The following is a 13,219-nucleotide window of genomic DNA, read 5'->3' on the forward strand; positions in this document are numbered from 1 at the left end:
GAAAGCTGGGGCGGTTTTGCTTTGCGGGCACCTCTCCAACTCGGCATCCCGGGCTTCACCCGGGACGAGGCGGCCTTTGCACCGCAAGAAGCCTGGCCCCGGCGCGAGGCCGGGCGACGAAGCCGCTAACGGATAGGCGATCCCTGCGCGAACTCAGCGTACCGCGCGCAGGCAACCGCAACCAGAACGGTCGCGGTCATTCGACGCTGATGGCGGCGCTCTTCATGCGAGCAGCGTATCAAGGCGGACCGCCCCTCGCCAGACTCCCCCCCGGATCAGGGGCGGACCGGTGGCGGTGATCCTGCGGCATCCGCGCCGGTTTCACCTGCCGCGCCGGGTCCGCTCGCCGTCACCGGAGCCTGCCTCGCGGCGGCGTCCGCCAGCTGGGCGCGGGTCTGCGCACGTGCCACGGCCTGCGCAATCTGCGGCTCGGCCGAGGCCCGCGCCTTGCGCCGGCAATTCCGCTCGGCCAACCGCGCGCGCAGATCCTTGAGGTCGGCTCCGCCGCAAATCCGGTCGATCGCCGCCTCGAGTCGGCGGTCGAGCAGGCGCCGCCCTTCGGGTGCGGCCAGATCCAGCCCGGCATGGCTGATCGAAAGCGCGGCCGGACGCCGCTCGCCCGGCCACCAACCCGCCGCGTGCAGACCGCTCACCGCGATCCCGAGCAGCGTCACCAGGCCAAGCCCCGCCAGCAGAGTCCGAATCATCATGCTTCCCCCCATATGGCTGCGCCCTGCGCCCAGCGCGCTCGCCGCTACGCCGATTCGCGGTCGCGGTGATTGCATCTGGATGACGGCTTGAAGGCAGTGGCCCGGGCCGCGCGATTAACCAGCCGCTGCGCCGCCGGCGCGGTGCCGGTCCAATCGCTGCATGCACTTGGCCCGGCGATGCAGCGCGCGGGTCCGCAAAGATCGGTCACCCCGTTAACCGGTTCTTCGCGTTCGGCTGATTAGTTCGCCGGTATGACAAGGGGGATCGTCACTCTGCTCGGGCTTGCGGTCGCATGGGCCGTGCTGCTGCTCGCTCCGGCGGACGCGCGCGCACAGGGCTGGAGTGCGGGCACGGCGGGGCGTCCACTCGCCACCTGTATCCGCCGCGCGGCGCCGGACGAGGATCCCCGCCGCGTCGCCCGCAATCTCGCCGCGTTCGACTGCGTCACCCCGCACAAACAGTTCGGCAGCGGCGATTTCTGGGTCATCTCCGAACCCGTCGGCGAACGTGCCCGCTCGCGCCGCCCGCTCAATGCGCGGATGCTCAGCCTGTGGCAGGACCGGGTGACGCTGCATGTGATCTATGCCGATGGGCGGGTCGCGACGATGTCCGACGACGCGGTCGGGCTGACCAAGCGGATCCAGCTTGGCGCCATCGTCGAATATCCGATCCCCCGCCACACCGCGCCGGTCGATCGGTTGCTGTGGAAGATCGAGGGGTCGAGCAACCTCTACGCGGTGGTGCGCAACCTGCGCATTGCGACCGACGCGCAAAGCAACCGTGCCAATCTGTTCATGGCCGCGCTCTATGCGGCCTTTGCCGGACTGTGCATCGCGCTGCTGACCTATAATCTCGCGCTGTGGACGACGCTCCGTTACCGCTTTCAGCTCGCTTATGCCGCGATGGTCGCCGCGCTGATGGCCTATGCCTTTACCTCGTCGGGCGCGCTTGCCTGGCTGGTGCCGGACATCCCCAACACCTTGCGCCTGCGGCTCAACTATCTGCTGCTCACCACCACCGCCGCCTCGGCGATCTGGTTCGCGCGCAGCTTTTTCGAGGAACATGTGTTCGGGCCGCGCCTGCGGTTGCTGATCCGGGTCAGCATCGGCGCATTGCTGGCCGCCGGCTGCGGCTTTGCCCTGTTCGCGCCCTATGCCCCGCTGATTGCGCATACCCTGTACAATTGGGTGTTCGTGAGCATGCTGGTGCCGATCACCGCGATCGTCCTGTCGGCGTGGTGCAACCGCTCCAATTTCCTGTGGCTGTTCGGGCTCGCCTGGGCCGCGCCGATCGTTGCCGGCTGTCTGCGCGTGCTCGCCGGGCTGGGCGTGCTGCCGTGGAGCTTCTGGCTCGACAATTCGACGCTGATGTCGATGGCGGCAGAGGCACTGCTGTCCTCGATCGCGATCACCTATCGCATCCGCCTGCTCAGCCAGGAGCGCGATGCCGCGGTCGCCGCGGAAACGGTGGCGCGGCGTCTCGCCGATCTCGACCCGCTGACCGGGCTGCTCAACCGCCGCGCCTTTCTGGGCCAGGCGATCGGGCGCAGCGGCACGCAGACGCTGCTGATCCTCGACCTTGACCGGTTCAAGCAGGTCAATGACACGATCGGCCATGATGGCGGGGACGAAGTGCTGCGCACCGTTGCGCGGACCTTGCGCGGGCTGGTTCCCGCCAGCGCGATGATCGCCCGGATCGGCGGCGAGGAATTCGCCGTGCTCAGCACCCCCGCCGAACCGGTCGACCCCGACCGCATCCTCGCCCGGTTGCGCGCCACGCGGATGCCGTTCGACCTGCGCGTCACCGCCAGCATCGGCAGCGCCGATGGGCCGCTGGAGAATGAACGCGACTGGAAGGCGCTGTACCGCGCCGCCGACCGCGCGCTGTTCGACGCCAAGGCCGCCGGTCGCGACCGCGCCAAACTCTCCGCCGTCGCCGCCTGAACCGGCCGCGAATTCAGCTTTCGTTCAGCCGCGCAATGGCCTAGGCCATCGCCAAACGGGAGGCCGCGATGGACCAGTTGAACAAACGCCGGATCATCCTTGCCGCGGGCGCGGCAGCCCTGCTTGCGACCGGCGCAATTGCCCGGCCCAGCGCGGAATTCGTGATCCAGACGCACGATCTGGGCGATACCGCTCCCCGCCGCGTCAAGGCCGCGGTCGATACCGGAATCCTCGCCGTGTCGGTGCTCTACACCTGGACCGAACACGCGGTTCGCCGCTGAACCGCGCGCGGGTGTCTTGCAGAGCCACGGGGCTTTGCTTACACCTGTGTCAATGAGTACTCCCGAGCAGGCCTGGCGCACCGCCTATCGTCATCCCGGTCCGTGGGACCAGCCGTTGCCGCCGCTGTCGATGATCGACGCGTTCGAAGAAACGGTACGGCGCAAGGGCAGCGCACCGCTGCTCGATTTCCTCGGCCGTCAGTACAGCTTTGCCGAAACGCTCGACGGGGCCAATCGCGTCGCCTGCGGCCTGCGCGCGATGGGCTATGGCCCGGGCGACCGCATCGGCCTGTTCCTGCCCAACGTGCCGCATTATGTCGCCGCCTATTACGGCATCCTCAAGCTCGGCGCGACGGTGGTCAATTTCTCGCCGCTCTACAGCGTCGATGAACTCGCGGCGCAGGTCGCCGACAGCGGCACGCGCCTGCTCTTCACGCTCAGCGCCACCGCCCTGCTCCCGACCGCGCTCAAGGTGCTGGACAAGAGCAGCCTCGAACGCCTCGTCGTCGGCTCGGTCGCCGGCGCGCTGCCCACGACCAAGTCGATCCTCTACCGCCTGTTCAAGCGCGGCGAGGTGACCCCAACCCCCAGCGACCCGCGCATCACCGCCTTTTCGCGGCTGATCGCCAATGATGGCGCCTGCCCCGCGCCGGCGATCGATCCGGAGCGCGATCTCGCGCTGATCCAGTATACCGGCGGCACCACCGGCATCCCCAAGGGCGCGATGCTGACCCACCAGAACCTGTCCGCCAATGCGCGACAGGTGGCAAAGCTCGACCCCGACCTGGGCCACAGCCTCGACCGCGTGCTCGGCGTCCTCCCCTTCTTCCACGTCTTCGCCAACACCTGCGTCCTCAACCGCACCGTGCTGACCGGCGGCGAGATCGTGATGCTCCCGCGCTTCGACGCGGCACAGGCGCTCGCGGCGATCAACCGCACCAAGCCGACTGCGCTGCCCGGCGTGCCGACGATGTTCCAGGCACTGATCGACCACCCGCATTCCAAATCGACCGACTGGTCGAGCCTCAAATACTGCATCTCCGGCGGCGCGCCTTTGCCCGCCGAGCTCAAGAAACGGTTCGAGGCCGAAACCGGTGCGACCCTGATCGAAGGGTACGGCCTGTCCGAAAGCTCCGGCGTCGTCTCCGCCAACCCTTATCGCGGCGAGGGCAAGTCCGGCACGATCGGCCAGCCGATCGTCGCCACCCGCGTGCGCCTGGTCGACAAGGAAGACCCGTCGCGCGACGTGGCGACAGGCGAACCGGGCGAGATCGTCCTCGCCGGGCCGCAGATCATGGCCGGCTACTGGAACCGCCCGGAGGTGGACGACACCACCTTCTGCCACGACGCCGCCGGCACCCGCTGGCTGCGCACCGGCGATGTCGGCCAGATCGACGCGGATGGCTTCATCCGCATCGTCGACCGGCTCAAGGACATGATCTCGGTCGGCGGGTTCAAGGTCTTCCCGAAGCACGTCGAGGACGTCCTCTACCACCACCCCGCGATCAAGGAGGCGCTGGTCGTCGGCATGCCCGACCCCCGCATGGGCGAAGTCCCCCGCGCCTATGTCGCGCTGAACGAGGACGCGGAGCCGGTGACCGGCGACGAGTTGCGCGCGTGGCTCAACCCGCAAGTCGGCAAGCATGAGCGCGTCGACGCCGTCGTGGTGCGCGAAAAACTGCCCAAGACAATGATCGGGAAGCTGAGCCGCAAGGATTTGCTCCTGGAAATCGCGGCGGAGGCGGCGGCTTCTCGCTAAGTCCCTCCCCCTTCTTCTAAAGCCCCTCCCGCTTGCGGGAGGGGTTGGGGAGGGTCTTCTTCCTTTTTGAGGCCGCGTGGATAGCGATAAGGTCTGGCTACCTTAAACTGGGTCAAGGTCGTCCACCTTGAACCGCTTCGAGAGCCTCTTTCCGCCTGCCTCTAGGTAGAAGTTCGGCTCCGCGTCTTTGAAATGCCAGATAGCGTCGCGAATGGTGCAGCTACGCCCTGCCGCATTCACGCTGTCCCCAACTTCAAAGGCCACCGAGCCGATTGGCATGAGGCAGTCCTTTCGCACCCTGAACTCTTCAGCCCCGAAGCGAATACGTGACCACTCGCCCTCAAACGAAACGACGCTGACGACCCGCTGATCTAAATTGAGCGAATGCAGCCGATCCGCATCGCCGGGAGCAGCAGCGTTCGGATCGGATTGATTCGTCCAGCGCAAGACTGCCGCATCAGCAATAGGCATATGGCCAGCGTAGACTTTCTCAGTTTTGAGGCAACATCTGGAACGTGCCCTAATTAGCCCCTCCCCTTTAGGGGAGGGGTTGGGGTGGGGCCTATCCTCTTGGCGAGCGGTCTCGGTGAGACAGTCACCGCCCCACCCCCAACCCCTCCCCTGAAGGGGAGGGGCTTAAGAAGGCCACATCTCAGCCTTCAAGTTCATAAACTCATGCAGCCCCCACGGCCCCAGCTCGCGGCCATGGCCCGACAGCTTGACCCCGCCGAACGGCGCGCCCGGCACGGACGCCAGCATCTGGTTCACTGCGGTCATCCCCGCCGCGATATCGCGCACCAGCCGCGCCTGTTCATCGGCATCCTGCGTCCACACGCTCGACCCCAACCCATAGGGGACGTCGTTCGCCAGCCGGATCGCGTCATCGATCGACTCCGCGCGGAACAGCATTGCGACCGGTCCGAAAATCTCCTCCTTCGCGAACTCAGCCTCGGGATCGACATCGGTCAACACGCCCGCGCGCATCCACGCGCCATCGCGGTCGATCTTCTCGCCACCATGCAGCACCGCGCCCGCCGCAACCGCCCGTTCCAGCTGCTCCAGCACCGTATCGCGCTGCTCGACGCTCGACAGCGGCCCCATCTCGACGCCGTCTTCCATCGGATCGCCGATCTTCACCGCATCCATCGCCGCGACGAACTTCTCCGCGAACGCGTCATACACATCGGCATGCACGATCATCCGCTTGGCGCAGATGCAGCTTTGCCCGGCATTCTGGATGCGCGCCTTCACCGCCGTCTTCACCGCCGCGTCCAGATCGGCCGAGGGCATGACGACGAACGGGTCCGACCCGCCCAGCTCTAACACCACCTTCTTGAGCGCGCGCCCCGCCGCCTCCGCGACCTTGGCCCCCGCCCCCTCGCTCCCGGTCAGCGTCACCGCGACCACACGGCTATCGGCGATGATCCGCGAAACCTTGTCCGACTTGATCGGAAGGTTCTGGAACAACCCGTCCGGCGCGCCCGCCGCCTGCACCATCTGCTGGATCAGCGCCGCGCACCCCTGCGTCAGTGAGGCATGCTTCAACAACCCGACATTCCCCGCCAGGATCGTGGGGCCAAGCCAGCGCACCACCTGCCAGTACGGAAAATTCCACGGCATGATCGCCAGCACCGGCCCCAGCGGCAACCAGTGCGTCACCACCCGCCCATTGGGCAGCGCAATCTCTTCACCCTTCAGAAAATCCGGCCCATGCTCGGCATAATAGCGGAAGCCCGAAACGCATTTCTCGACCTCGGCCACCGCCGACGCCAGCGTCTTGCCCATCTCCCGCGTCGCGGTTTCGGCCAGATGCTGCTTCCCCGCCTCGAACCGGTCGGCAATCGCGTTCAGCAGCGCCACGCGCTGCTCCACCGGACTGACGCGCCACGACGCGAATGCCGCATCCGCGCGCACCAGCGCCGCCTCGACGCCATCGCCGTCCAGTTCCTCGAACGTCTCGCCCGGTTCGCCCGTCGCCGGATTGATGCTGGTAAACATGCGCGCTCCTTAAAATCCGTATGTAGGCGGTAGCCAGATATCATCCTCCCCCGCCAGGGGGAGGTGGCGCCGCAGGCGACGGAGGGGGAGGACGGCTGTGTCCTTTTGGATCCAGCGACGCCCCCGTCCTCCCCCTCCGTCAGCTTCGCTGCCACCTCCCCCTGGCGGGGGAGGATTGTTGAAGCCAATCGCGGGAGGTTGAATTGGTTCCGCCGCCATCGCATAGCATCGCCATGACCGACCAGATCGACATCGCCGCCCTGTCCTTTGAGGATGCCCTTCGCGAACTTGAGCGGATCGTCGGACAGCTCGAAACCGGCGATGTGCCGCTCGATCAGGCGATCACTTTATACGAGCGCGGCGACGCGCTGCGCCGCCAGTGTCAGGCCCGGCTCGACGCGGCACAGGCGCGGATTGAACAGGTGCGCGCCGATGCCAGCGGCAATGTCACCGGCACCACCCCCTTCGCAGCAGGATGAGCGCGGACGTGGCCGACGCCAGCCAGACCCTCGAAACCGCGCTGCGCGACGTCGCGGCAGAGATCGACCGTCAGTTCGACCAGTTCCTCGCCGTCCCCGCCGACCCGCGCGCGCGCCTCTATGAAGCGATGCGCCATGCCGCGATCGGCGGCGGCAAGCGCCTGCGGCCGCTGCTCACCTTCGCGACGGCGCAGCTCTTCGCGGTCGACCGCCGCTGCACCGCGCGTGTCGCCACCGCGATCGAGGCGATCCATGTCTATTCGCTGATCCATGACGATCTCCCCGCGATGGACGACGATGACATGCGCCGCGGCAAGCCGACGGTGCACAAGGCGTTTGATGAGGCAACCGCGATCCTCGCCGGCGACTGCCTCCATGCGCTGGCCTTCGAAATCCTCGCCGATCCCGCAACCCATGCCGACCCGTTCGTCCGCGCCGAACTGATCGCCGATCTGGCGCAGGCGTCCGGCCCGTCGGGCATGGCGGGCGGGCAGATGATGGATCTGGTCGCCGAAACCACCAGCTTCGACCTCGCCACCGTGACCCGGTGTCAGGCGCTCAAGACCGGCGCGCTGATCGCCTGCTCGGTCGAGGCGGGCGCGATCCTCGGTCGCTTGCCGCCCGAGGGCCGCACCGGCCTGCGCGGCTATGCCCGCGACATCGGCCTTGCCTTCCAGATCGCCGACGACATCCTCGACGTCGAGGGCGATCAGGACGCGGTCGGCAAGCAGCTGCGCAAGGACGAAGCGGCGGGCAAGGAAACCTTCCTCTCGCTGCTCGGCATCGACCGTGCCCGCGAACAGGCGCGGCTGCTGGTCGATCAGGCGATCGCCCATCTCCACAGCTACGGCCCCGAAGCCGACCTGCTGCGCGCCATCGCCCGCTTCGTGCTGGAACGCGACCGGTGAAACAACGCCTGCCCGTCACCCCCGCGAAAGCGGGGGCCCATCTCCCGGACGCGCGGCAAATCCACCGGTGCGATGGTCCGTGAACCGGCGTCACACTTCGACACTACCCGCCATCCGTGCCGATCGCGCAGGAGATGGCCCCCCGCTTTCGCGGGGGTGACGATGAGGGATTAGATCATGACCACCCGCACCGGCGTCTATCCCGGCACCTTCGATCCGATCACGCTCGGCCATATGGACATCATCCGGCGCGGCGCGAAGCTGGTCGACCGGCTCGTCATCGGCGTCACCACCAATCCGTCCAAGAACCCGATGTTCACGGTCGAGGAGCGGATGGACATGGTGCGGCGCGAGGTCGCGGATCTCGACGGCGAGATCCATGTCGTCAGCTTCGATTCGCTGCTGATGGACTTTGCCGAGCGGGAAGGGGCGAGCATGATCGTGCGCGGCCTGCGCGCGGTCGCCGATTTCGAGTATGAATATCAGATGGCGGGGATGAACCAGCAACTCAACGGCCGGATCGAAACCGTCTTCCTGATGGCCGATGTCTCGCTCCAGCCGATCGCGTCGCGGCTGGTCAAGGAAATCGCGCTGTTCGGTGGGGAGATCGGCAAGTTCGTGCCGCCGACGGTGCGGGACGAAGTGGTCGCGCGGGTCGAGAAAATCGGCCGCAAGGGCAGCTGAAGCCCCGCACAAACCGCTTTCCTACACGATCGCGTCCGTCATATCCTGACGGCGCCCGGCGGCGGCGTTTGCCGCCCGTGGGGCCGAACCTGACAGGCTCGCTCCGTACATGTGCGTTTTTGTCAGTTTTGTCCGGCGGACGACGGCCTGGTCGCCAACGCCGCATTCACTTTGCTGCAAGCGGCGATTTGCTCTAAGCCGCTCCAGTTCCAAACCCGGTGGGGATGTCGATGCGTCTTGTTGCCCTGTGTGTTGCCCTGCTCGGCTCGCTGTTCGCGATGCCAGCCACCGCCCAGCATGTTCCGCCCCCGCCCGGCCGCGCGACCCCGCCCGCGACGACGGACAAGGAGAATCTGTGGGTTCTCGACCTGTCGACCGGCGGGCGCGTCACCATCTGGCTGCGTCCCGACGTGGCGCCCAAAATGGTCGAGCGGATCAAGACGCTGACCCGTCAGCGTTTCTATGACGGCCTGGTGTTCCACCGCGTGATCGACGGCTTCATGGCGCAGGGCGGCGATCCGCGCGGCGACGGTACCGGCGGTAGCGACCTGCCCGACGTCGAAAAGGAGTTCAACTACCTCCCCCATGTCCGCGGCGCGGTCGCTGCGGCGCGCGCGGAGGATGAAAACAGCGCGAACAGCCAGTTCTTCATCATGCTGGTCCCGCGCCTGCAGCTCGACCAGAAATATACCGTGTTCGGCCGCGTGCTCGACGGCATGCAATGGGTCGACGCGATCCCGCGCGGCGAGCCGCCGGCGAACCCCGCGCGCGTCCTTCGCGCGTACATCGCCGCCGACAATCCCCCGCCCTACACGCCCGCGGCCCCGGCTCCGGCCGATGCCCCGGCGGCGCTCCCGGCCAGCCCGGCCAAGTGACCCCGCTCCTCCCCTGCGGTGCGGGGGAGGAACGAGAATGACCCGATGAACGTCGACCTGTTCGATTTCGACCTGCCGCCCGAGCGGATCGCGCTGCGTCCGGCAAGTCCCCGCGATTCGGCCCGCCTCCTTTTGCTCGACGGCGCCACGACCGAAGACCGCATCGTCACCGACCTCCCGGCCCTGCTCCGCGCCGGGGACATGCTGGTCTTCAACGACACCCGCGTCATCCCCGCCCAGCTCGAAGGGACGCGGGGCGAGGCCAGGATCGGCGCCACGCTGCACAAGCGCGAAGGGCCGCGCCACTGGATCGCCTTCATCCGCAACGCGAAGCGGCTGAAGGTCGGCGATACCATCGACTTTGGCAACGCCGTCACCGCACTTGCCGAGGCGCGCCACCCCGATGGCAGCTTCACCCTGTTCTTCCCCGGCGACGAACCGGTCGAACTGCTGCTGGAGCGTGCCGGGCGCATGCCGCTGCCGCCCTATATCGCCGCCAAGCGCCCGACCGACGAACGCGACGCCGCCGACTATCAGACGATGTTCGCCAACGAACCCGGCGCGGTCGCGGCACCGACGGCGGCGCTGCACTTCACCCCCGGGCTGATGGCCGCGCTCGACGCCGCCGAGATCGGCCACACCACGCTGACGCTGCATGTCGGCGCCGGGACCTTCCTGCCGGTCAAGGCCGACGACACCGACGACCACCAGATGCACGCCGAATGGGGCCGCATCGACGCCGCCACCGCCGACCGGCTCAATGCCGTCCGCGCCGCCGGGGGCCGGGTCATCGCGGTCGGCACGACCAGCCTGCGCCTGATCGAAAGCGCCGCAGGCGAGGACAATGTCATCCGTCCGTTCGAAGGCGACACCGCGATCTTCATCACCCCCGGCTACCGCTTCCGCGGCATCGACGGACTGGTGACCAACTTCCACCTCCCCCGTTCGACCCTGTTCATGCTGGTATCGGCACTGATGGGGCTGGAACGGATGCAGGCGGCCTATGCGCATGCCATCGCCACCGGCTATCGCTTCTACAGCTATGGCGATTCGAGCCTGTTGCTCCCGGAGACCCGTGCGTGATCGCCGCCCTCGCCCTGCTCGCCGCAGCCCAGACCGCGCCGGCAACACCGCCCCAGCCGGGGGCCGCCCCCGCCCCGATCCCGCTGATGATCGCCGAGCCGGTGGCGATGGCCATCGCCGCGTTCGACAGCGACCAGGACGGCAGTGTCACCCGCGCCGAGTTCGACACCGGGGTCCGCCGCAGCTTCGAGCTGAGCGCCAAAGGCCAGCCCGCGCTCGGCTATATCGCGTTCGGCGACTGGTCGGAGCGCTGGCTGGGCAACCGCAACGCCCTGCCCAGCCCGTTTGAGGTGGATGCGGATGGCGACAACCGCATCACCATGATCGAGCTTCAGGCGCGGTTCGACCTGTTCTTCACCCGCTTCGATGCCGACAAGGATGGGTCGCTCCGCCGCAGCGAGCTGCTGACGGTCCGCACGCTGCCGACACCGGGCCAGCAGCCCGACCGGCGCAGGCGCGACCGCTAAACCGATGTCCGAGGGTGTGTACTCGACCCCGTGCTGATCGAGTACACACCCTAGCATCTCCTGCCGCACTGCGGCTAAGGTTGACGCAATGCACGGCTCGCACCATCACCACGGCCCTGCCGGGCATAGCCATTCGGGCCATGGCCACAGCCACGCGCCGAAGGATTTCGGCCGCGCCTTCGCGATCGGCACCGTGCTCAACCTCGGCTTTGTGCTGGTCGAGGGATTGGCCGGCATCGCCACCGGGTCGATGGCGCTGCTTGCCGATGCCGGGCACAATCTCTCCGATGTTCTCGGCCTGCTGATCGCATGGGGCGGCGCATCGCTCGCCAAGCGCCCGGCATCGCGCCGCTTCACTTATGGGCTGAGCAGCTCGACCATCCTCGGCGCGCTTGCCAATGCCGTGCTGCTACTGTTTGCGGTCGGCGCGATCGCGTTGGAGGCGGTGCAGCGGCTCGGCTCCCCCGCCCCCGTCCCCGGCGCAACGGTGATGATCGTTGCCGCGATCGGCATCGTCATCAACACCGCCACCGCCCTGCTGTTCATGCGGGGCAGCAAGCATGATCTCAACATCCGCGGCGCCTATCTGCACATGGCCGCCGATGCCGCGGTGTCCGCCGCAGTCGTTGTCGGGGGCGCGCTCATCCTGTTCACGGGCAAGGCGTGGATCGATCCCGCGCTCAGCCTGTTGATCGTCGCCGTGATCCTGTGGAGCACCTGGGGCTTGTTGCGCGATTCGGTGGTGATGGCGCTCCACGCCGTCCCGCCGGGGATCGATGCGGAGACGGTGGAGGAGACGCTTGCAGCCCTTCCCGGTGTGACGCGAGTCCATGACCTGCACATCTGGCCGATGAGCACGACCCAGGTCGCATTGACCGCGCATCTGCAGATGCCCGGCGGCCATCCCGGCGACGCCTTCCTGCACGATATCCAGCACCGGCTGGAGCATGACCATGGCATCCACCACATGACGCTGCAGATCGAGATCGGCGACGGTGACGCCTGCCATCTCCATGGCGGGCACGGTATCGCGCATGGCTGACGCCGCGCAGCCGCTGCGGCTGGTCGTTTTCGATTTTGACGGCACGCTGTCGGACAGCGGCAGCTGGTTCCTGTCGATCGTCGATCACCTCTCCGACCGCTACGGCTTCCGCAAGGTCGCCCCCGGCGAGATCGAGCCGCTGCGCAAGATGACGTCGCGCGACGTGATCAGCCATTTGCGCATCCCGCGCTGGAAGCTGCCGTTCATCGCCCGCTATGTCCGCAAGCTGTTCGGCCGCAACACCGACAAGGTGCATCTGTTCGCCGGTGTGACCGAAATGCTCGCGGCGATCGAGGCGATGGGCATCCCGCTCGCGCTCGTAACCTCCAATAGCGAGGCGAATGCCCGCGCCGTACTCGGCCCCGAAAACGCCGCGCGCTTCAGCTGGTGGGCATGCGGCGCGTCCTTGTTCGGCAAGGCGCCCAAATTCCGCGCGGTCCTGCGCCAGAGCGGCGTGGCGCCCGAACACATCATCTCGCTGGGAGACGAGACCCGCGACATCGACGCCGCCCGCGAAGTGGGTATCCGCGCCGCCGCCGTGCTGTGGGGCTATGCCGAGCCCGAAGCGTTCGCGCACCTCAACCCCGACCTTGCCTTCTCCACCCCGGATCAGGTCGTCGCCTTCGTCCGCGCGTCAGCTAAGATGCACCGCCAGCCATAGGGTCGGCGCGTCGGGATCGGTCCATGTCACCCAATGCCGCGCCCCGCCGGGAATGAAGACATGGTCGCCGGGCACCAGCGCAACCTCGGCCCGCCCCTCGATCCGCAAGCCCGCGCTGCCGCGCAGCACCACCACCCACTCGTCCGCACCCTGGACGAATGGCGCATCCTCCGGCGTTGCCTGCCCATGCGAGACGATTCGCTCGATCCGCACCCCGCTACGCTCCAGCAATGGGGTGAACACCTCCGCCTCTCGCGCATCGGGCAGGGGCGCGAAGATGTTGCCGCCATTTTCAGCCATTGCCATTCCCCCCTCGACATCGCATCGG

The 13,219-nt window shown here is 67.5% G+C and carries 15 protein-coding genes; 11 read left to right on the forward strand and 4 right to left on the reverse strand.

Features of this window, described 5'->3' with window-relative positions:
- Positions 1–275: 275 nt before the first annotated feature.
- Positions 276–710, reverse strand: a complete 435-nt coding sequence (locus tag J2Y54_RS05510) for a UrcA family protein (RefSeq protein ID WP_310037601.1) — start codon at positions 708–710, stop codon at positions 276–278.
- A 252-nt stretch (positions 711–962) separates the two neighbouring features.
- On the opposite strand from J2Y54_RS05510, the gene J2Y54_RS05515 reads away from it, so the two are divergent.
- From J2Y54_RS05515 to J2Y54_RS05525, 3 genes are all read left to right on the forward strand, one after another.
- Positions 963–2,654: a diguanylate cyclase gene (locus J2Y54_RS05515; protein ID WP_310037603.1), complete on the forward strand. Its 1,692-nt coding sequence runs from the start codon at positions 963–965 to the stop codon at positions 2,652–2,654.
- 68 nt (positions 2,655–2,722) lie between these two features.
- Positions 2,723–2,935, forward strand: a complete 213-nt coding sequence (locus J2Y54_RS05520) for a hypothetical protein (RefSeq protein ID WP_310037606.1) — start codon at positions 2,723–2,725, stop codon at positions 2,933–2,935.
- A 52-nt stretch (positions 2,936–2,987) separates the two neighbouring features.
- Positions 2,988–4,694: a long-chain fatty acid--CoA ligase gene (locus tag J2Y54_RS05525; protein WP_310037607.1), complete on the forward strand. Its 1,707-nt coding sequence runs from the start codon at positions 2,988–2,990 to the stop codon at positions 4,692–4,694.
- A gap of 102 nt (positions 4,695–4,796) precedes the next feature.
- Here the strand turns inward: J2Y54_RS05525 and J2Y54_RS05530 are convergent, their stop codons facing one another.
- Together J2Y54_RS05530 and J2Y54_RS05535 are read right to left on the reverse strand one after the other, a co-directional pair.
- On the reverse strand, positions 4,797–5,165 hold the full coding sequence (locus tag J2Y54_RS05530; protein ID WP_310037608.1) for a hypothetical protein: 369 nt from the start codon (positions 5,163–5,165) through the stop codon (positions 4,797–4,799).
- A 165-nt stretch (positions 5,166–5,330) separates the two neighbouring features.
- Positions 5,331–6,692 (reverse strand): NAD-dependent succinate-semialdehyde dehydrogenase, encoded by a 1,362-nt coding sequence (locus tag J2Y54_RS05535; RefSeq protein WP_310037610.1) that lies wholly within the window; start codon positions 6,690–6,692, stop codon positions 5,331–5,333.
- Between the two features lie 233 nt (positions 6,693–6,925).
- Between J2Y54_RS05535 and J2Y54_RS05540 the strand changes: the two genes are divergently transcribed.
- From J2Y54_RS05540 to J2Y54_RS05575, 8 genes are all read left to right on the forward strand, one after another.
- Positions 6,926–7,171, forward strand: a complete 246-nt coding sequence (locus tag J2Y54_RS05540; protein ID WP_224921406.1) for an exodeoxyribonuclease VII small subunit — start codon at positions 6,926–6,928, stop codon at positions 7,169–7,171.
- Complete coding sequence (locus tag J2Y54_RS05545; RefSeq protein WP_310037612.1) at positions 7,168–8,079, forward strand: farnesyl diphosphate synthase; 912 nt, start codon at positions 7,168–7,170, stop codon at positions 8,077–8,079. Before J2Y54_RS05540 ends, J2Y54_RS05545 begins: the two co-directional genes overlap by 4 nt.
- 177 nt (positions 8,080–8,256) lie before the next feature.
- The gene (gene coaD, locus J2Y54_RS05550; protein ID WP_310037614.1) at positions 8,257–8,763 is read left to right on the forward strand and encodes a pantetheine-phosphate adenylyltransferase; all 507 of its coding nucleotides are present in this window, start codon (positions 8,257–8,259) and stop codon (positions 8,761–8,763) included.
- A 230-nt stretch (positions 8,764–8,993) separates the two neighbouring features.
- Positions 8,994–9,638, forward strand: a complete 645-nt coding sequence (locus tag J2Y54_RS05555; protein WP_405052900.1) for a peptidylprolyl isomerase — start codon at positions 8,994–8,996, stop codon at positions 9,636–9,638.
- 45 nt (positions 9,639–9,683) lie between these two features.
- Positions 9,684–10,721 carry a tRNA preQ1(34) S-adenosylmethionine ribosyltransferase-isomerase QueA gene (gene queA, locus J2Y54_RS05560; protein ID WP_310037615.1) on the forward strand — a complete coding sequence of 346 codons (1,038 nt, stop codon included), beginning with the start codon at positions 9,684–9,686 and terminating at the stop codon, positions 10,719–10,721.
- Complete coding sequence (locus J2Y54_RS05565) at positions 10,718–11,188, forward strand: EF-hand domain-containing protein (RefSeq protein WP_310037617.1); 471 nt, start codon at positions 10,718–10,720, stop codon at positions 11,186–11,188. The genes queA and J2Y54_RS05565 overlap by 4 nt, the downstream gene beginning before the upstream one ends.
- A gap of 88 nt (positions 11,189–11,276) precedes the next feature.
- Positions 11,277–12,230, forward strand: coding sequence for a cation diffusion facilitator family transporter (locus tag J2Y54_RS05570; protein ID WP_310037620.1), 954 nt, complete (start codon positions 11,277–11,279; stop codon positions 12,228–12,230).
- The gene (locus J2Y54_RS05575) at positions 12,223–12,891 is read left to right on the forward strand and encodes an HAD hydrolase-like protein (RefSeq protein WP_310037622.1); all 669 of its coding nucleotides are present in this window, start codon (positions 12,223–12,225) and stop codon (positions 12,889–12,891) included. Before J2Y54_RS05570 ends, J2Y54_RS05575 begins: the two co-directional genes overlap by 8 nt.
- On the opposite strand, the gene J2Y54_RS05580 is transcribed toward J2Y54_RS05575, so the two are convergent.
- The gene (locus J2Y54_RS05580; RefSeq protein ID WP_310037624.1) at positions 12,865–13,191 is read right to left on the reverse strand and encodes a cupin domain-containing protein; all 327 of its coding nucleotides are present in this window, start codon (positions 13,189–13,191) and stop codon (positions 12,865–12,867) included. The two genes, J2Y54_RS05575 and J2Y54_RS05580, sit on opposite strands and share 27 nt — an antisense overlap.
- Positions 13,192–13,219: the final 28 nt, after the last annotated feature.

The sequence above is a fragment of the Sphingomonas sp. BE123 genome (assembly GCF_031456015.1).
Taxonomy (GTDB): Bacteria; Pseudomonadota; Alphaproteobacteria; order Sphingomonadales; family Sphingomonadaceae; genus Sphingomonas.